17 protein-coding genes and 1 pseudogene are annotated in these 21,060 nt (G+C 23.4%); 11 read left to right on the top strand and 7 right to left on the bottom strand.

All coding sequences use genetic code 4. The features are described from left to right. Positions 1–100: 100 nt before the first annotated feature. The 5 genes from pepF (at position 101) to AACK81_RS08075 (ending at position 6,597) form a co-directional block, all read left to right on the top strand. Positions 101–1,939: an oligoendopeptidase F gene (pepF, locus tag AACK81_RS08055; protein ID WP_338961260.1), complete on the top strand. Its 1,839-nt coding sequence runs from the start codon at positions 101–103 to the stop codon at positions 1,937–1,939. A gap of 129 nt (positions 1,940–2,068) precedes the next feature. After that, the gene (locus tag AACK81_RS08060) at positions 2,069–3,058 is read left to right on the top strand and encodes a GMP reductase (RefSeq protein ID WP_338961262.1); all 990 of its coding nucleotides are present in this window, start codon (positions 2,069–2,071) and stop codon (positions 3,056–3,058) included. Positions 3,059–3,300: 242 nt separating this feature from the next. Further along, on the top strand, positions 3,301–3,537 hold the full coding sequence (locus tag AACK81_RS08065; RefSeq protein WP_338961263.1) for a hypothetical protein: 237 nt from the start codon (positions 3,301–3,303) through the stop codon (positions 3,535–3,537). A gap of 51 nt (positions 3,538–3,588) precedes the next feature. Further along, entirely contained in the window at positions 3,589–4,359 is a 771-nt protein-coding gene (locus AACK81_RS08070; protein ID WP_338961264.1) for a hypothetical protein, read from the top strand. Between the two features lie 843 nt (positions 4,360–5,202). After that, positions 5,203–6,597 (top strand): hypothetical protein, encoded by a 1,395-nt coding sequence (locus tag AACK81_RS08075; protein ID WP_338961265.1) that lies wholly within the window; start codon positions 5,203–5,205, stop codon positions 6,595–6,597. A gap of 92 nt (positions 6,598–6,689) precedes the next feature. Here AACK81_RS08075 and AACK81_RS08080 read toward each other — a convergent pair whose 3' ends face one another. After that, entirely contained in the window at positions 6,690–7,931 is a 1,242-nt protein-coding gene (locus AACK81_RS08080) for a hypothetical protein (RefSeq protein WP_338961267.1), read from the bottom strand. A 290-nt stretch (positions 7,932–8,221) separates the two neighbouring features. On the opposite strand from AACK81_RS08080, the gene AACK81_RS08085 reads away from it, so the two are divergent. Continuing rightward, positions 8,222–9,856, top strand: a complete 1,635-nt coding sequence (locus AACK81_RS08085; RefSeq protein WP_338961268.1) for a DEAD/DEAH box helicase — start codon at positions 8,222–8,224, stop codon at positions 9,854–9,856. Between the two features lie 12 nt (positions 9,857–9,868). On the opposite strand, the gene AACK81_RS08090 is transcribed toward AACK81_RS08085, so the two are convergent. The 3 genes from AACK81_RS08090 to AACK81_RS08100 all read right to left on the bottom strand — a co-directional run bounded on the left by AACK81_RS08090 (position 9,869) and on the right by AACK81_RS08100 (position 12,028). Continuing rightward, a complete protein-coding gene (locus AACK81_RS08090) occupies positions 9,869–10,195 on the bottom strand; it encodes a hypothetical protein (protein WP_338961270.1) in 327 nt (108 codons plus the stop codon). 84 nt (positions 10,196–10,279) lie between these two features. Further along, positions 10,280–10,900, bottom strand: a complete 621-nt coding sequence (locus AACK81_RS08095) for a ribonuclease H family protein (RefSeq protein ID WP_338961272.1) — start codon at positions 10,898–10,900, stop codon at positions 10,280–10,282. 159 nt (positions 10,901–11,059) lie between these two features. Beyond that, the gene (locus AACK81_RS08100) at positions 11,060–12,028 is read right to left on the bottom strand and encodes a BspA family leucine-rich repeat surface protein (RefSeq protein WP_338961273.1); all 969 of its coding nucleotides are present in this window, start codon (positions 12,026–12,028) and stop codon (positions 11,060–11,062) included. A gap of 325 nt (positions 12,029–12,353) precedes the next feature. On the opposite strand from AACK81_RS08100, the gene AACK81_RS08105 reads away from it, so the two are divergent. The 4 genes from AACK81_RS08105 to AACK81_RS08120 all read left to right on the top strand — a co-directional run bounded on the left by AACK81_RS08105 (position 12,354) and on the right by AACK81_RS08120 (position 14,744). Then, complete coding sequence (locus AACK81_RS08105; protein ID WP_338960236.1) at positions 12,354–13,304, top strand: IS30 family transposase; 951 nt, start codon at positions 12,354–12,356, stop codon at positions 13,302–13,304. A 355-nt stretch (positions 13,305–13,659) separates the two neighbouring features. Further along, complete coding sequence (locus AACK81_RS08110) at positions 13,660–13,809, top strand: hypothetical protein (protein WP_281748502.1); 150 nt, start codon at positions 13,660–13,662, stop codon at positions 13,807–13,809. 82 nt (positions 13,810–13,891) lie between these two features. Then, entirely contained in the window at positions 13,892–14,197 is a 306-nt protein-coding gene (locus AACK81_RS08115; protein WP_338961274.1) for a hypothetical protein, read from the top strand. Between the two features lie 31 nt (positions 14,198–14,228). Continuing rightward, positions 14,229–14,744: a hypothetical protein gene (locus tag AACK81_RS08120; RefSeq protein ID WP_338961275.1), complete on the top strand. Its 516-nt coding sequence runs from the start codon at positions 14,229–14,231 to the stop codon at positions 14,742–14,744. A 200-nt stretch (positions 14,745–14,944) separates the two neighbouring features. Here AACK81_RS08120 and secA read toward each other — a convergent pair whose 3' ends face one another. Both secA and AACK81_RS08130 read right to left on the bottom strand, forming a co-directional pair. Beyond that, the gene (gene secA, locus AACK81_RS08125; protein WP_338961276.1) at positions 14,945–17,329 is read right to left on the bottom strand and encodes a preprotein translocase subunit SecA; all 2,385 of its coding nucleotides are present in this window, start codon (positions 17,327–17,329) and stop codon (positions 14,945–14,947) included. Between the two features lie 445 nt (positions 17,330–17,774). Next, complete coding sequence (locus AACK81_RS08130; RefSeq protein ID WP_338961278.1) at positions 17,775–19,034, bottom strand: hypothetical protein; 1,260 nt, start codon at positions 19,032–19,034, stop codon at positions 17,775–17,777. Between the two features lie 101 nt (positions 19,035–19,135). On the opposite strand from AACK81_RS08130, the pseudogene AACK81_RS08135 reads away from it, so the two are divergent. After that, positions 19,136–20,381 (top strand): annotated as a pseudogene (locus AACK81_RS08135) (ISNCY family transposase). A gap of 152 nt (positions 20,382–20,533) precedes the next feature. Here AACK81_RS08135 and AACK81_RS08140 read toward each other — a convergent pair. Continuing rightward, a complete protein-coding gene (locus AACK81_RS08140) occupies positions 20,534–20,953 on the bottom strand; it encodes a hypothetical protein (protein WP_338960498.1) in 420 nt (139 codons plus the stop codon). Positions 20,954–21,060 lie beyond the last annotated feature (107 nt).

Consider the following 21,060-nt stretch of genomic DNA (forward strand, 5'->3'; position numbering starts at 1 on the left):
GAATTAATATTTTCGAAAATTACAACAAAAATAGATAAGTTAAACAATATTATTGTATTATTATTGTATTGTAATATTACCATAGAATGGAGCAAAAACTATGAAGCGTTCTGAATTAAATGAAAAAGATAAAAAAAAGTACTGCTGAGATTTTAAGCATTTATTTATTAATAATGAATCTTGAAAAAAAGCTTTACCTGAGTTTGATAAATTTGCCAATCAACTTTTAACTTTTAAAGGAAAATTAAATAATATTGATAACTTTAAAAAATATTTAGCAATTAGCAAAGAAATATCAATGTTAGGATCTAAAGTTGTACAATATTTACATTATGGAGATTTAGATCAAACTAACTTAGAATTGCAACAATTATCTAGTTTATTTGCGACTCAACAAAGTAAGTTATCGGAAAAATTAGCATGGATTGAACCAGAAATTAAAACTATTGGTTTACAAACTATTAAAAACTGGATTAATAATGATCCCTCATTAATGATATATAAACATGATATGGAAGTTTTCTTTAAATTTGAAAAATTTATTTTAAGTGAGCACGATGAAACTTTACTAAGTAAAGTTAGTAAATCAAGAAGTGCTGCTGGTGGTTTATATGATAGTTTGGTTTATGCTGATAAACAAAAAACAATGTTTAATTATCAAAATAAAGAACAAGAATTAACACAAACTTTATATTTAGACATTTTAGAAAATAGTAATCCAGTAAAAGATCAACAATTAAGAATTGATATTTCAAAAAAATTTTATGAAGATATTAAAAATAAAAAACATTCATTAGCACAAGTTTATGAAAGTATTTTAGAAGTAGCTGTTGAAGAAATAAAAATTCGTAACAACCATAAAGAAAAAGATAATAAAAAACATTTAACTACTTTAGAATATAGTTTATTAAGTGATGATGTACCATTAATACTATATGAAAATTTAATAAAAACGGGACAGAAACACGCTATTTTAGTAGAAGAATTTTATAATTTAAAACGTAAATTTTTTAAATTTAAAAAATTTTATAGTACCGATACTAGTTTAAAAATGACAACAATACCAACCAAAAAATTCAGTGTTGAAGAAGGTATTAATTCAATCAAAGAAATTTTAAGTATCTTAGGTGATGAATATTTAGAACAATTAAACTTAGCATTATTACCAGGTAGAATTGACTATTATGAAGACACAAATAAACGAACTGGTGCTTATTCAACAGGTGGTAATGGCGTAGAACCCATTATTTTAATGAATTGAGATGATACTATTAATTCACTTAATACACTAGCTCATGAATTAGGTCATTCTGTTCACAGCCTATTTTCAGAAAAATATCAAAAATATCCAAATGCTGACTATCCAATTATTTTAGCTGAAGTTGCTTCAACAGTTAATGAACATCTAGCATTTGATTATTTATATAATAAAGCGTCAAATAATCAAGAACGCATTTACTTACTACAAACTCATATTGAAACTGTAATTGGTACTTTTTTTCGTCAAATTCAATTTGCTGAATTTGAATGAGAAGCACATAAATTAGTAGAAAAAGAAGTGCCATTAAACGCCGATATTTTGGCTGATTTATTTGAAAATACAGCTAATAAATATGGACAAAAAGCATTAGATAAATACGAAGAAAAAGGAAAAGGATACTCATGACCACGAATTCTTCATTTTTTCCACTCACCTTATTATGTTTATAAATATGCTACTTCAATTACCGTTTCTTATAAACTTTATGAAGATGTTAAAAATGGTAAAAAAGAAAATTTACTTAACTTTTTAAAAGCTGGTGGCAGCAAATATCCATTAGATATTTTAAAAGATGCGGGTGTTGATTTAACACAAATTGATGTTTATAACCCATTAATTACTAATTTAAAGAAAATGATTAACCAATTATCAGACTTAATTAATAATAAAGATAATTAAATTGCAAAAAAATAATATATAATACTAATGGTGTTTTAGTCCTTTAGCATTTTATTTAAAACGTTATAAAATAATATGTACATATTTTGACTATTACAATTAGTAAAGACTAAGGAGAATAAATAAAAAATGAATGTGAAATTTGATTTTGAAGATATAAATCTAATTGCAAATAAAGGAATAGTTAAATCGCGAAAAGAATGTGATACCAGTGTTAAACTAAATGGTTTTACTTTTAAAATTCCAATTATTCCGGCAAATATGAGTGCTGTCATTAACCAAGAATTATGTATTTTATTGGCTAAAAATAATTACTTTTATGTAATGCACCGTTTTAATATCGATCAAATTAAATTTATTAAAAATATGCATGAACAAAAATTATATGCTTCAATTAGCATTGGTGTTAAAAAAGAGGATAAAGAGTTACTTGAACAATTAATCAAACTGAATCTAATTCCTGAATTTATTACTATTGATATTGCTCATGGTCATAGTAATGCTATGGAAGAAATGATTAAATTTATAAAAACTACTTTTACTAAAACAAATACTAAACCTTTTATTATTGCTGGTAACGTTATGACAAAAACCGCTGTTAAAGATTTAGAAAAATGAGGCGCTGATGCAATTAAATTTGGTGTTGGTCCAGGAAAAGCTTGTATTACTAAACTAAAAACTGGATTTGGTACAGGTGGTTGACAATTAAATGCTTTACAAGATGTTGCCAATAGCACCACTAAACCATTAATTGCAGATGGTGGTATTAGATGTAATGGTGATATTGCTAAAGCAATAGCTTTTGGTGCCACTATGATTATGGCAGGAAGTATTTTAGCGGGTTATGATGAATCACCTGGCAAAATTGTTACAATAAATGGTCAATCTTACAAAGAATATTTTGGATCAGCAAGTATTTTTAACAAAGCGGAAGCGAAAAATATTGAAGGTAAAAAAATACTTGTTCCATATAAAGGTTCAATTGCTGATACTTATAAAGAAATGGAAGAAGATTTACAATCTGCTATTTCTTATGCTGGCGGTAAAGATTTATCTGCATTAACAAAATGTGATTATGTTATTGTTAAAGGTACTATTAATAATGGTGACGATCGTTAATAAATTAAAATAAAACTGCTCAAATTGAGTAGTTTTTAAATATTTATCACCAATTAAATCCCAAAAACAAATGTCAAAAAATAGTCCTAAAAAGTGTTGCCATTCCACCTATCATTTATTGATATTTTTAATTTTGGTTTATATAATATATATAAACTAAATATAGTTTTTAAGTCCTTACTGAATTTTTACAGTAAATGAGTTTTTTTATTTTTAAAAATAATAAAAAAAGAGGTTAATCAATGCTAAGACAAAAAATTAAAGATTTACAAAGTTTCAAACAAGAAAAGGAAAAAGAATTAACTAAACAAATCGTTATCAGACAAGAGAAAAATCTGAAAATTGAACAAGAACAAAAAGTTTTAGTAGAACAATTAAAAAAATTAAATAATAAGAAAGTTGATAATAATAAAAAATATCATCAATTAAAAGCGATAGAAACACAATTATTTTTAGAAAAAAATATTATTTTAAATTAAATAATAAAAGATAATTTTAATACTAAGACCTGAGATAATTTTATTAAAGGGATGAAACTAACCGGTGTTGCTTTTAAAGGAGGAATCAAAGGTGGTTTAGGTGCTGCTGCTGGTTTAGTGGGTACTGCTGGTGTTGTTACTTGTTGTATATTAGGAGGAGGAAGTTCTTCAGGAGGAGATGGTGGAAGTTGTAGTATTCCTACTAGTGTTGGTATCGGTATTGATGGCGGCTGTATTGCGGGTGTGGTGACTAGTATCGCTATTTTATGTTCTACAACTATACCAGTAACGGTCCCTGTTGCTATTGCTAGCAGTGGTATTACTATTGCTACTGGTAGTATTGTCGAAGGTACTCGTAGTGTTAAAAAAAAGTTAAAAAAATGATCTTTAAAATCACAATCAAATTTATCATTACAATCAGTTTTGAGTACAATTCATCATTTGCAAAGTTTAAATGATAAGAGTAAACATAAAACAAAAGAGAAATTAGCAAAAACACTGATTGAAATTAAACAAGACTTATCGCAAAAATTAGCCGAGCAAGAAGAAGTAAACAAACAACTATTAGCTGAACAAGAGATATTAAAAAAAGAAATTAGTTTAATATCTTCAAAAATAGCAAAACAAAAAACAGAAATAGTAAAAGCAAATGAACCAGTTGCAGCATTAGAAAAAGAAATTAATGAATTAGAAAAAATAATTTGAAAATTAGAGTCTGAAGAAAATAAAATAAATGAAGTATTAGCTGAAGCTCAACAGTATGATTCATTTGCTGATAATTTTTTGTCAAAACCACAAAATCAAAAATCACCAACTTTATAAATATAATTATTGTATAAAATCTTGGATTTAACATTGATGGTTATATTAAACTTAAAATTAATAAAGAATTAATTATAAAATATTTTGTAGGTTTAAAAAAGATTAAACAAATGTTTATTTATCTTACACAAAAAAAGTTATAAAATAAATATTGAATTCGTCTATATGAGTTATTTGTACATGAATGCAAAAACTAAAAAAACACCAAATTTTAAACATAAATGAGATTTTAAATAACTTTCAAATATTTTTTCTTTTCATATTTTGGCATAAAAAACTCATTTGTTCTAAAATAAAAATAATAAGTTAAAAACTTATATTATATAGCATAATTTTATATTATAAATATGGATAATATAATTTTATAATTAAAAAGAAAAAGTAAACCCTTTATCATTATTATATCCAATTTCATTAAAATAAAGATTGGAATTCATTTCATTTCAAAATATGCTGATTGAATTCACCGACATAATTGTTTAATGATATTAAAGAATCTAATGATTAAATTATTTTTAATATTTGAACTACTTTGCCTGAAATTTTTTTCTGATTTTTTATCATTATTTTATATTTATTTTTGATTACATTTCTTTATGATATCTTCTTTAAGAGTTTTACTTTTTTATTTTTTTCCATATTTTTTTGCTTTTTAGTTTATATTCAATTTTATTTTAATAAAATATAATGAATTAAATAAACTTTATTTAAAATACCAGATAAAAATATATTGTAAAATACGTTTTATTTCTTTATAATAAATATAAAAATTAATATAAGTTTTTTAATCCATTTACTTTCATTTCAAAGTAAATGGTTTTTTATTTTGAAGGGGATGAAAAGATGATTAATACAGAAAAATTACCTTTATTAGAAACAAGTGCACATATTAATTATAATGGAATTAATAATTCAAATATGTCAATAAATCATAATGATTCATCTAGTACTGAAAGTATTATAACTTTAGATGATGATCAAATAACAAATGGAAGAGAAAATAATAATTTAAACAGTTTATTATTTGATGGTGATTCAGTAAATACTATTGTTAATTTTAGCAATGATTGAAGGGATACTGATGATCGTTATGGTGGAAAAACACAGAAAAGATTAGATATTAATGGTAATTGAGAATATAATACAAAATTTATAATAGGTGATATTTTAAATGAAAAAATAGCAAATATTGATAATCAATTATATTTAATGAAAGAAATTATATTAAATGATGGCAGAGTTATTTTAGAATTATCAAATTTAAATGAAAATAAAAAAATTGAAACAAAATATAAAATATACAATAATGAAGAAGAAAGAGAATACAATAATAATTTAAATGACTTGGATTTAACTACTTTTTTACCAATAAATAAAGAAAAAACTAATTTTTTAAAAAAATTTTTCAATTCAAAATATATGTTTTTACCTAATACATTTTTTTTAAATTTTGCTTTCGGATCAGTATTATTATTTGAAACTAAAAATTATTTTCATAAAGAAAAGTTACCTGAAAATCTTTATCATAATTTTTGAGATGTATTAATGAGTGGTATTAGTGGTATTACAGTAATGAATTTATCGTATTTAAATTACAAACTTATTTCTTTAAAAAATAAATGAAAATACTTATCTTTTTCTTTAGCAATTGGTGGTATTAGTATTTGAGATCAATTTTTATATTTATATGTTAGCGAAGAAAATTTCAACTTCATCTCTTTTATAGAAAGAATAAGTATTTTTTTTATTAGTATTTTAATTGAAGAATTAATTTTTGATAAAATTGCTCAACCTTGCATTAAAAAATTATGACAAAATTTAAAAAATCAAAACTTTTCAAAAATTATTAAATATGGTAGTACTGTTAGTATGCTTCTTTTTGTATCAATTTTTAAAAATATATTAACTGGTCTTTATGGCGAAGAAAAAGAAATAAATTTAGAAAATATTAAAAAAGCACTTCCACTAACACTATTGACAGTAATTCTTGAAAATACTCTTACTTCTTTTTCTTTTTCTTATTTTGATTGATTTTGAACAAAAATTTCAATTGCAAAAGAAATAGCAACCAATAGTATAAAAGGAATAGAAAGATTTGCTAATCAACAAGCACAAAATTATAGTTTTAAAAAATTAATAAAACAATTTATTTTTCAACCATTTAATGCAAACTTAATAAATGAAAGCGAATCGATAGATCATCCAGATTCAAATCAACCATCTATCCAAGTTATGTAAAAGTAAAGTCATTAATTCATCTTTTGATGAAATATAAAAAATAACACATTTTAGTTTAAAATATTAACTGAAAAAATACATTATATAATATATTAAAACGAAGAAGTAAACCCCCTATTATCGTTATATCCAATTTCATTGAAACAACGATTGGGATCCATTTCATTTCAAGATACAGCATGTCTAGATGTTGAAGGTTGAGATTGCATAGTTGCTTGACTTCTTAATCCAGAAATCTTTTGTTTAATTTCATATAATTTTGCAATTTTTTGTTGTTTAATTTCATTACTTCTACTATTATTAAAACGACCACAACTAATAATAACTCAAAATTTATTAGAAAAATTTCGCCCTCCTTTATCTGTTTCTAATTTTTGGATTTCTTTTTCTAATTTTTCTAATTGAGCTTGATATTGATTTAACGTTACTTCATATTTATATTTTTGAAATTGTTTATTCAATCAAATAAAAGGAGATTTTAATAATATTTTTATTTGTGTTTTTATACTTTGTGAATTATAAATTTGTCTTACTGTTGCAAGACAACCATTAATTTCAATATTTTTTTTATTTATACTAACATTTAATTTTGCAATTTTTTTATCTATTTTTGCAATATCTAAATTTCTTCTACTCATACTACGATTTAAATCGCAAATATTTTCCATCTTCAATTTTAATCTTATTTTTAATCTTGCATCTAAAACTTCTTTTTCTAATTTTAGATTTGGACATAATCATCAATTTTCTTGTTTTATTGAAAAAAATTTATTTGCTATTTCAAGTTCATTTCTAGCAATTTTACAAAATATTCTTTTTGTTTTGTATGTTCTTCTTTCTAACTTAACAGCTAATCTTGCTGTTTTTAATTTTAACTTTGATAAAATTAATTTTTTATTTAAATCATGAGCATTAAAATTTTCAATTTGCTGTTCTATATTTGTTCCTTCAACTTCCAATACTCTTATTTCACTATCTAATTTCTCTTCTCGTATCATTTCTTTGGATATTTCTTCATCTAATGCTACTATGTTTTCTTTTCATTTTTTTATCATATATGTTGTTTGTAATTGTTTATTTGGTAATTGATTTTTTAATTTTAATATTTCTTCTCTATTTTTTTCTATTTGTTTTTGGATTTCATAAAGTTCATTAATATTTATAATCTTGTCTATTTTTTTAATTTGTTCAAAATGTTTTTTTCTTTCTTTTTCTAATTTTTGTTTTTCAATCCTTAAAACTATTATTTTGTTTTGTTTTGTTTTTATTACAGTATCTATTTTTTTGATTTCTTCTTTAAAAATTTTTGATTCCTTTCTAATTGTTTCTATCACTAACTTCTTCCTTTCTTTTTTATTTAATATAAAAAAAATTATTACTTTCTTAAAAAAATAATAGATTGAAAACTATATTTAGTTTTTCTTTTACATTGTATATAAATACAATAAATTTACATGATATATACATTAATACTATTTTCTATATACAATTCAATAACTTATAATTCTTTTAAAATAAATTATTAATAATCTAATATTTACTAACAAAAATAAATTATTTTTTAATTTATATTAATTTTATTATAATATTTAATATCATATACAAACACTAAAGTAGGTTAATAATGTTAGAAATCATAAGTCTTAATAATAAACATATTACAATTAAAGTGAAAAAAAATAAAAAAGAAATTTTAAATGCACTAGGTATTATTGATATCAATAATACTAATGAATTTAAAATATTTAATACTCCGTTTGCTCTTGAAATACTACTTAAATATACAAATAATAATGATAAATTAAAACAAATATATGAGCACTCACTAATATCATGAAAAAAAATCCAACAAGAAAAAAACTTAAATGATTATCCAGGTAATCCTAAACTAAGACATTATCAACGTGTTGATGTTGCAATTTTAAAAGCAAATAAAAGATTTGGCTTATTTAATGAAATGCGAACTGGTAAAACACCCACCATTTTAACAGCATTATCAGAAATGAAAACTAATAAAATATTATTTGTTGTTCCTAAGTCAACTATTTTATTAACATGGGTTCCCGAAATTAAAAAATGAACTACCTATAATTGTATTACTATTAAAGATGATATTACTAAAGTGCGAACAGAAAAATATAATCAATTTAAAAATAGTAATAATTGTATTTTAGTAGTTTCTAAAAACACTTTTAAAAATGATATAAAAAATAAATTATTAACTAAATTTGATTTTACATTAGTTATTGATGAAGCACATTTTTTAAGAAACTACAAAACTGCACAAAGTTCAACAATTTTGGAAGTTGCAAATAAAGTATCATCAGTTTATTGTTTAACTGGTACTCCCGCCAACAATCATCCTAGTGATATTTTTGGTATATTAAAAATTATTGATAATAAACTATATAAAAATATTGATTATTGAGATTTTGTTGCTCGTTACTTTGGAATAATTAGAAAACGTATTACTAATTTTGTAACTATTAATATACCAAAACCAAATGTTAAACCACAACTAGCAGCAGAATTTGATTATTTAGTTAAAAAAATATCAATTATGCGTAAACAAATTGATGTACGTAATGAAATGCCAAAAATTATTAAAAATGATTTAATTTTAACTATGCCCAAAGCACAAACTGCAATTTATTATGATACTCTTGAAACTATGAAACAAGAATTATTTTATAATAAAAAATCTAAAATAACTTTTTTACAAATATTTACCAAATTAAGAACTATTTGTTCAACACCTATTAATGAGGGAATGAAAGAATTAGGAGCAAAATTTAATTGATTACTAGACTACTTACATGATAATGAAAATGATTCAATTATTATTTATAGTAGTTTTAGTGATAAAGGAATTAACATTTTAAGTAACATTTTAGATAAACATAAATTAAATCATCAATTAATTACTGGTAAAGTAAATCATGAACAAAGACTTAAAGCTATTAGTGATTTTCAAAGTAAAAAAGTTAAAATTATTTTATGTAACATTAAATCTACTAATGTTGGTATCACATTAGATCAAGGTGATGTTATGATTTTTCTAGATCGTGAATTAAACCCAACCGAAAATGAGCAAGCTGAAAGTCGCTTTTTTCCAACTCAATTAAACGATAATAAAACTAGAGAAATTATTAATTTATATTGTGCTAATACTATTGATTTAAAAATTAGAGACATCCTTAATAATAAAATTGATATTAATAAAGTTATTAATGATCAAGGTATTAAATTTTTTGAATAATTTTTATTATATTTAATAAACTAAACGAGGATTAAAAACAAGATCTGCATTATTATTAGGAATGAATTGTTCATCATTAATTTTAAAAATATATTCTTGCAATAAAGGCGCAAATTCGTTTGAAGATTGAAAAGAATGAGTGTTATCAATGATTTGTTGACTTTCAAAAAATTCTCTATAATCACCATTATCTTCTCCATCATTTAAACAACAAAAAAGACCTGAAATAAAACCAAAAAGAGCACCAGCAAAACACCCTGAAAACACTGTTACAGCTGAAGTAATATCAAATTCAAAAATATTTTGTTCTCTTTTTTTGATATAAATCAGAAAGAGCAAACAAACTACCTCCAATAATATTCCCTAAACAACTTGCTAATATTATTTTTTTATTAATCATGTTATTTACCACCTTTTTAATATTTAAATTATTGGTTTAGATATTTTTTTTAAATTAAATGCTTTTCAAGCAAGAGCATCTGCTTCATCATTATATATATCACCACTATGACCTTTAACTCATTTAAAATAAATATTAACATCTTTTGCTATTTTATCATAAAATGCTTTATATGCCTTTGTTTCTACTTTAGTAGTTTTTCATTCACCAGTACATCATTTACTAATTCCAACATAATCATGACAAATTAAAATTGATTTTATATTATTTTCCAAAGCTAACTGCATTGCCTTTTGTGCACCCATTATTTCTCCAGCAACATTTCTTAATTTTGCTCAATTTTTATCATCAAATTTTTCATAAAATATATCTTTTTTGTCATTATTTAAGAAAACAAGTCCATAAGAAAATTGATTAATTTCTTCTTTAAAACTACCATCAGTATATGCTATTACTTCATATTTATAGTGATTTTCAGATTTTATTTGAATTTTATCATCTAAATAATCTTGAGCTTCTTTTTTAGTTGCAAATTTTTTATACTGAGCACCAGCAAAACCTCTAATTTGTATTTCACATTCATTCCAGTTTTCAAATATTCCAATGACTCTACCTTTTTTTACTGCATAAAATTTACTTGCCATAATTATGACTCCTCTATTGTTTATTTTAATTTTACAATAATATTAAATTTTATCTAATTAAAATGACAAATTAAAGCAAAAATATTGCTGATGCTAATTAGCAAGTGACTTTACTAATTAAATAAAATGACACAAAAAAATATTTATTATTTTAAAATTTTAATTTTTAAATTTGGGTCATTTGTTAGGATCGTTTTCAAATCCTGAATTTTTAGCAAATCATCCATGTCATAATACTTCATTTACATTTCATTTTGATAAGTCTTGATTAAATAACGAAGCTTTATAAAACATATAACCCATATCCACCACTTTTGAAGTATCTCACTTTGAAATATCTTGATTAAATGCTACTGCTCCAGCAAACATACAACGCATGCTTGTAACATCATTTACAATTCATTTTGAAATATCTTGATTAAATGATAAACAATTTCGAAACATATTATTCATATTTGTTACATTATTATCATAGAGTAAATTTGTAATATTACCATTAAATAACGAAGCACCATAAAACATTGAACTCATATCTCTCACATTAATTATATTTCAAGATAAATTTTGATTAAATGATAAAGCACCATAAAATATTGCATGCATAGTTGTTACATTAACTACATCTCAGTTTGAAATATCTTGATTAAATTTTTTTGCTCCAGCAAACATCGAACTCATATTTGTTACGTGTGCAATATTTCAACTTGATAGATTTTGATTAAATGATGAAGCATTACTAAACATATAACTCATATCTACCACATTTGATGTATTTCATTTTGAAATATCTTGATTAAATTCTCTTACATCCATAAACATATTTTTCAAAGATCTAATTTCTGATGGTAATTGATCAGATACTTTTTCTATTGTTACTGGCATTTTAACAACTTGAATTATTCCTTCTCGATTTTGAAAAAATCCAATTTGAATAACCTCTTTGCTATTTATATTTGATAAATCTACTTCACTCGTTTTCACTTGTTTTCCATCTTTGTCAATGTAAATTGTATCTTGCTGAATTTTATTATCTAAAAGTTGAATTTTTTGTGAACTTGTATTTAAGATAACATTAGTTAAATTACCTGTAATTGTTAAAATACTTAATGTTGTTAATAATGATTTCATAATTAATCACCCTCCAAGTTTTCTCCAATAACTTCTTAAAGTTTAAGAAGATAAATATATTTTAGTATTTTTTAAAAAAATAAATAAACAATAAGTTATAAAAAACAAAGCATTACAATTATCTTTAAATTTAAATTAAATAAAAAGTTATCAATGTACTTGCAAAATGTTCACCGATAACTAAACTATTTTTAAATTGAAACTATTTTTTATTATTAAATGCTGAGTTATACTTGTAAGTGCAAGTAAATAAAATTGCAAAAAATTCTCATATAAAAATTTCATAATGCTAAATTTAGTTTAGAAAAAAGTAAGGAGTTTTTATATGAGTTATAAACATCTTGGCATAGATGAAAGGATTTATATTGAGAATCAATTGAAATTTAAATTTAAAATTAGTGAAATAGCTAAAAATCTTAATCGAAGTATTAGTACTATTATTCGAGAAATTAATAGAAATAAAGATAATAATCATTATTTTTCATTAATTGCACAAAATAAAGCTGAAAATCGAAAACAATCACATATTAGTTTTCATAAGTTTAAAAATAAGAATTTAGTAAAATATGTACAACAAAAATTACTATTAGGTTGATCACCTGAACAAATTTATGGCAGAATTAAAAATTTTCATAAAGAGTGAGTTATTAGTTTTAAAACAATTTATACTTGAATTTATTTTGGAATGCTTGATAAAGTTACTAGTAAAAATTTAAGAAGAAAAGGTAAAAAACGAAAATCTAAAGAAAATCGTGGCAAGTTTAATGGTAAATCAATTAAAGAACGAGATATAAATGTTAATGATCGTATAACACTTGGTCATTGAGAAGGAGATACTATAGTATCATCACGAGGTAAAAGCAAATCATGTTTAATAACTTTAGTTGAAAGAGTATCACGATTTACTTTAGCAATATTAGTTAAAAACAGAACTACTAAAGTTATTAATAAAAATGTTAGTTATTATTTATCAATTCTTCCTAAAAACATTGTTAAAACTATTACTTTTGATCGTGGCAAAGAATTTTCAAATTGACAACAACTTGAAAAAAATTTAGATATAAAAATTTATTTTGCCAATCCATATTCACCTTGACAAAGAGGTACTAATGAAAATACTAATGGTTTAATTAGAGAAAAATTTCCTAAAAAATTTATTTTTTCAAAAACTAATAAAAATGAAGTTCATAAATTTATATTGTCTTTAAACCAAAGACCAAGAAAAATACTAAATTATCTTTCACCAATCGAATATTTGGATAGAAAAATAATTTAGTTGCACTTACCTTTACAATTTAGCAAATTAATAAATAAAATAAAATACCGGCATTAATGATATTGCAATTAATAATGATAAATATTTTTTCATAAATTAATCCTCCTCAATTTTTACCAATAACTTCTTAAGTTTAAGAAGATAAATATATTTTACATACTTTTAATTATTTTTTAACACTTTTTTCATAAAATTGTATACTAATAACTTATTAACTAAATCTATTGCACTATTTAAAATAATATAAATTTTAATATATAAAACACTTAAAATATAAAAAAAATAATTAATAAAATGATAAAACAGAAATCATGTAAAATATATAATATAAATTTAAAGGGGGTTAATTTAGATTATGCCAATTATTACAACTAAATGCTATATTTCATCATGTGAGAAAGAATATACATTTGACTCTTTATATCGTGATAAATTTATATATTGCAGTGGTAAATGTTATCAACAAGCATTCAATAATACAGTAACAAAATATACACAAAAATAATAAGTTAGTTTTGGAGAGATATTATGAAAAAAGAAAAATTAATAGAACTGATTAACAATAAAATATTATAAGGTTTTTAAAAATGAAAAAAATATTTAAAGAAACTGTTGATGATAATTATTCAACAAAGAAAAGTATTAACTATTATAATAATTGACTTATTATAATTTTTTCATGATTAACAAGTATAACTTTAATAATTAGTTGAGTTTTATGAATTATTTTCTTTAAAAGAAAAACTACTGATTTATTAATCCTTATTGATAATTTAATCACTAAGAAATTTTTTAAATTCAATTTAACTTTTCTAACTCTGACAATTGCAGTATTGGGCTTTGGCTTCATAATTTTAGGTATTGTTGCTTTTCCTTTTATCTTTTTAAAATAATGACTTTATTTCTCTAATATTAACTAGAATTATGTTATGAATATCATTATTTTTTATTATTGGATTAATTTTATTTTTTTCCTTTGGTGGATATGCTGCTTTTTATAAATTTGCTTCTGTGATAACTATTCGTAAAAAACTATTTTTCATTATTCCATGAGGATTAGAATTTTTTTATTTTATAGTTTTAATAATTTCTTGTATATGCTTTATTAAAAAAAGTAGAAAAAAGAAATATATGTCACTAGAAGCAAAAGCACTATATTCACAAAATGAAATTAATCAAAACATAACTTCTTCAACAAATAATAATAATAATGAACAAGCAATATGAACGCCACAACAAATTGAAGAAGTATGAAATAAAGGAGAAATTATCAATAATTTTAATCCACAATTATACCGTCGAGATTATGCGGGTGCCTTAATGTTTTGACATAATTTTATTGCACAACCGAAGCTTAATGATCCAATTGAAAGTTTAAATTGAACTATTATTTATGAACGTCCCACCACAGCAGATGGAACTAATTATATTAAAATTTAGTACCCATGAATAATAATAATGCTGTTACTAAAGGTAATAATTTCCCCATTGAACAACTTCAGTCACTTATGACAGTAAAAAAAATAAAAACATATTTAAAAAGAAGTCATGAAAACATAAAGAAAAAAATCAAATAGAATAAAAAAAACATATTTAAAAAACTAAGTATTTTAATACTTAGTTTTTTAAATAAAGATTAATTATCCAATTTTAGTTTTAGTTTCAACATTACTTGCTAATACTGTATCCAATACATCTTGACCACCACGAACCTGATGTTGTTCTGGATCAATGCTATGTAACATAATAATAACTTGATGAGCAACATTGATTTTCATACGATTAAATAATTTTGAAGCTTCCTCAATATAAGCTTGTAAGGGATTTAACTGCGCATAACCACGCAAATGGATTCCTGCACGCAGTTTGCTTAAAGCATCAATGTGATTAGTTCAATATTGATCAAAAGTTTGTAAAATAACACTATTTTCAATTTGTTTTATAATAACATCATTTAATTTTTCTCTTTTTTCAAGATAAAAATTATAAGATTTTTCAACAATTAAATCAATATTTTCCTCAATACTTAATCGATTTAACTTTTCTGCAATTAAATCATTAGGTTTAATTAATTTATTTTCAATACCTTTAACTAATTCATCATAATCAATAAACTGTTCTCTACCAACAACTTTATTAAAAATATTTAGTAAATCACGTGCTACTGTTCTGTGCATATTTTTGATTAAATCTAATAAATCATCAGCAAGTAAAATATTATCACGTTGATGATATGTAGCTTCACGATGCTGAGCAATAACATTATCATAATCTAATAAGTTTTTTCGTGCATCAAAATTCATACCTTCAATTTTTTGTTGTGCTCTAGTAATTGATCTAGTTAACATTTTTGATCTAATATAGTCTTCACCTAAACTTGCAAAAGCTTTTTTTAATTTTTCACCACCAAAACGTAACATCAAATCATCTTCAATTGAAACATAAAATCGTGAAAATCCAGGATCACCTTGTCTTCCGGCTCTTCCACGTAATTGATTATCAATTCTTCGTGCTTCGTTTCTTTGAGTACCTAATACAGCAAGGCCACCAAGTTCAATAACACCCTTACCAAGTTTAATATCTGTTCCACGTCCTGCCATATTGGTTGCTAAAGTAATTGATCCTTTTTCACCAGCTCTAGCAATAATATCAGCTTCACGAGCATGATTTTTAGCATTTAAAATCTCATGCTTAATTCCTTCCAAAGTTAACATATTAGCAATTCGTTCTGATACATCAACATTAGCAGTACCAATCAAAATTGGTTGTCCTTTAGTATGTCGTTCTTTAACTTCTGCAATTAAAGATTTAAATTTAGCATTTAATGAAGCAAAAACATGATCGGGTTTATCTTCTCGAATAATTGGTTTATTAGTAGGAATCTTAATTACTCTCATATTATAAATTTTTACAAACTCTTCTTCTTCGGTTTTAGCAGTTCCTGTCATACCACTTAGTTTATTATATAAACGGAAAAAGTTTTGATAAGTAATAGTAGCTACTGTTGTTGTTTCTTGTTGAATTGTAACATTTTCTTTAGCTTGTAAAGCTTGATGAAGTCCATCACTATATACTCTACCAGGCATTAATCTACCAGTAAACTGATCAACTAGCACAATTTCACCATCTTTAACAACATACTCTACATCTAATTTGAAAACATGATTAGCAAGAAGTGCATTTTGAATATGATGAAATAATTCCGAGTTATCAATATCAAATAAATTTTTTAAATTAAACTGTTTTTGAACTTTATTAACACCCGTTACTGTTAATGCAATTTGACGTGATTCTCAATCAATTTTATAATCTTCAGGTATTAAAGTTTTTGCAAAAACATCTGATGCTTGATATAAAGGAGTACGATTTTTTGAACCACCAGAAATAATTAAAGGTGTTCTTGATTCATCAATTAAAACAGAGTCCGCCTCATCAATGATAGCATAATTAAGCTGACGTTGAACTTTTTCTGGATAAACCTTAACCATATTATCACGCAAATAATCAAAGCCTAATTCTGAATTAGTTGTATATGTAACATCTTTTAAATACGCTTCACGTTTTTGATTAGTAGAATGATCACGAAGACTAACGCCAATAGTAATTCCCAAAAATTCTAAAATTGGTCGATTTAATTCGGCATCTCTTGCTGCTAAATATTCATTAACAGTAATAACATGAACACCTTTACTACTTAAAGCATTTAAATAAATTGGCATCACAGCAGTTAAAGTTTTTCCTTCACCAGTTCGCATTTCAGCAACATCGCCATTATGAAGAACAATACCACCAATTAATTGAACAGGATATGGATGTAATCCACTAATTCTTCGTGCTGCTTCTCTAATTGTCGCAAAAGCTTCAACTAAAATATCATCTAAAGTCTCACCTTCTGCCAATCTGGTTCTGAATTCAACTGTTTTATTTGCTAATTCTTCATCTTTAATTTTTCTCATTGTTTCATCAAGGCTAATTATTTCCTTAACTTGTTTATTAATTTTTCGTAAAATTTTACGATCTCACATAAAGTAAATCACCATTTTTTCTTTATTATTACTTATACTTATTATTACTTGTAAAGTAATAAAATCTTTATTATTTTAACATAAAAAAACTTAGAAAACTTAGTACCCAAAAAAAATTGTATTTATATTATATTTTTTCTTTCTCTTCGAAGTTAGAAAAAATAATTTACTATAATTATTTTAATTACTATAAAAAACTTGATTATTATATGATTTAATATTACTTTTATTAAAAGATTCCTGGTTAATTTCTGATTTTGTAAGTTCAATAAAATTAATTTTAGATTCTAACATTTTATTTAAACTATTTTCATTAAAGTTGTCTTCTTCTTTTTTTAATTTACTTTTTTTGTAAGTTGATTTTTATTTTTTTTAAAAATATAAAATAAACTAAATATTGAAGTTGTTGTGAAAAAGAAACTAATAACTAAAAATCAAAATTTTTTTAAACTTCATTGACTACTTTTTTTCCAATTTTCTCTTCTACAAAAATTTGATTTTCTTTAATTATTAATGAACTAGTTTTTAGTTTATTAATAATTGGAATTCTTATTACTTTAAAAAATTTACGTTGGTCAGTTCTAAACCATTGAATTTGCATATCTGTAAAAAATGGAATTTGGTCCTTTGTAAACGCTTGAATTTGTTGGGCTATTAAAGACTGAATCTGTTCCATTGTCAATGATTGAATCTGCTCTTTTGTAAAATATGGAATTTGTTCTGGTGTAAAAACTTGAATTTGGTCGGTTGTAAATCAAGAAATTTGTTCTTTTGTAAAAAATAGAATTTGTTCTGGCGTAAAGATTTGGATTTGCAAAGGCGTAAAAAATGAAATTTGATTTTCTATCAATGATTTAATTTGTAATAATGTAAAAGATTGAATTTGCTCTTTTGTAAAAGCTACAATTTGAATTGGTAAAAATGACTGAATTTGTGATAACGTAAAAAACTGAATCTGCTCTGCTGTAAAAAATGGAATTTGAATAGATGTCAATACTTGAATTTGTCATGACCAAAATCAGCTAATTTGTTCAATCGTAAAAGATTGAATTTGATCTTTTGCAAAAACTTCAATTTGTGATGATATCAATGCTTGAATTTGATTTTCTGTCAATGATTTAATTTGTATAGGCGTAAACGATTTAATTTGATTTTCTATAAATGAAGCAATTTGAATAGATGTCAATACTTGAATTTGTCATGACCAAAATCAGCTAATTTGTTCAATCGTAAAAGATTGAATTTGATCTTTTGCAAAAACTTCAATTTGTGATGATATCAATGCTTGAATTTGATTTTCTGTCAATGATTTAATTTGATCTAATGTAAATTCTGGAATTTGTTCTGGTGTAAAAAATGGAATTTGTTCTGGTGTAAAGACTTGAATTTGTAATAGTGTAAATCAACGAATTTGATCTAATGTAAATGAAGCAATCTGTTCTTTTGCAAAATTTGGAATTTGCTCTTTTGTAAAAAATGGAATTTGCCATAATCAAAATGACTCAATTTGAATGGGCGTAAAAGCTACAATTTGAATTGGTAAAAATGACTGAATTTGGTCTTCCGTTAAATGTAAAATTTGTATTTTTGTAAATGCTGGAATTTGGTCTTCTGTCAATGACTGAATTTGTCATAATCAAAAAGACTGAACTTGCAACGGCAAAAATGATGCAATTTGTTCTCTTGTAAATGCTGCTACTTGCAACAGCAAAAATGATTTAATCTCTCATTATTTAGTAATAATTTCCTATTAGTTATCGAGTAAAAATTTCCCAAAAGTGAAGTTAAATATACTTGGTGATAAATATGAAAAGAAGTATGACTATGAAAGAAAAATATAAATACAAAATTATAAATGATATTATTATTAATAAATTATCTAAACATCAAGCCAAGAATAAACTTAATCTAACTATTAGAAGAATTAACCAATTAATTCAAATTTTTAATAGAGAAGGTAAAGTTGATTTTATTCATAAATCTCGTAATAAAATTTCTAATAAGGCAACAAATTTTGAAATTAAAATTAAGATTATAAACTTGTATAAAACAAAATATTATAATTTTAATTTTCAACATTTTCATGAGAAATTAATTAATGAAGAAAAAATTAAGATTTCATATAGCACACTTTATACTATATTAATTAAAGAAAAAATTACTTCACCAAAAAGACATAAAAATAAAAAAAATAACTTACATCCAACAAGAAATCGAAGAACAAATTTTGGTGAATTAATTCAAATGGACGCCAGTAATCATCATTGATTTGGTAACGATAAACCAAAATCATTTTTACATGCTGCAATTGATGATGCTACAGGAAATATTGTTGGACTATGATTTGATCATCAAGAAACATTAGATGGTTATTATAATATTTTTTATCAAATTTTAACTAATTATGGAATACCAAAAACATTTTATACCGATAATAGAACAGTTTTTGGATATAAGAAAAAAGTTGATGCAGGAAAAATAAATACAGAAAATGACACTTATACTCAATTTCAAAAGTCCTGTAATGATTTAGGTGTTGAAATAATCAAAACTTCAATTCCGCAAGCTAAAGGTCGCGTTGAACGCTTATTTGGAACACTTCAAAGTCGTTTAATTAGTGAATTACGACTTAATAAAATTAGAAATTTAGAAGAAGCTAACAAATTTCTTAAAACATACATAAGTACTTTTAATAAACAATTTGCCTTTCCTATTGATGATACTAAATCTGCTATGGTTAAAGCTCCTACACAGGAAGAAATCAATATTTATCTTTCAAGATTTTCTAAAAAAAACAGATAGTGCTTCAACCATAACATATTATGGTAAAAAGTATTTTCCTTATAAAAATAACAAAGTTCAATACATACAACCTAGAACTGATGTAATTGTACTTAAATCATTTATTAATGAATTATATCTTAGTTACAATAATCAAATGTATGAACTAAAAGAAATAGCACAAAAACCAATTATAAAAGAAAATTTAATAAAAACTAAAAAAGTTTATATACCCAATAAAAATCATCCTTGAAGATATGGATATCAATAATTCTTAATTAAAATTAAAAATCTATTTTATAAGATATTTAATTTTATAAATACTAAACCATATAAAATTTTAAAACGTTTGCGTATGAGCAAATTTGGTGTTCTAAAATTGATTTTAAATATAAAAGAAATTGTAATTGCAATCTCTCGTTTTTACATTTGTGGTAAGTTTGATTTAGTCGGATTTATTAATAAATTATTTAAAGTTACATTATTAATTTTATTAACATCTATATTTATTTCACTATTTGATTTTCTTATATATAATTCTTTTACTTTTTTAATATTTCCAAAAAGTTCTTTTGATATTTTTATAAAAAAATCATTTTTTTCTTTAATTATTTTATTTTTATCAATTTTTCCAAAAGTAAATATTTTCAATATTGAATAACTAATTTTTTTAAATTTGCTAATCTTTTGTTTTTTTAAATTTTCATTAATATCAACAATAGTAGTTTGAGCTAAATTAACTCTATTACTAATAATTTCTGGAGTAAATTGATTTTTATTAATAATTATTTTTTTCAATTCTCTATTAATTCATTCATATTCTTCTTGTAAATTTTTATTCATTTTTTCATCCTTTCAAAATAAAAACTCATTTACTTTGAAATTAAAGCAATGAGTTAAAAACTTATATTAAACTTAATTAAATTATACAAAAAAAGTTCGCAAATCAA

The organism is Spiroplasma endosymbiont of Lasioglossum villosulum (assembly GCF_964020195.1).
Lineage (GTDB): Bacteria > Bacillota_I > Bacilli_A > Mycoplasmatales > VBWQ01 > Spiroplasma_E > Spiroplasma_E ixodetis_A.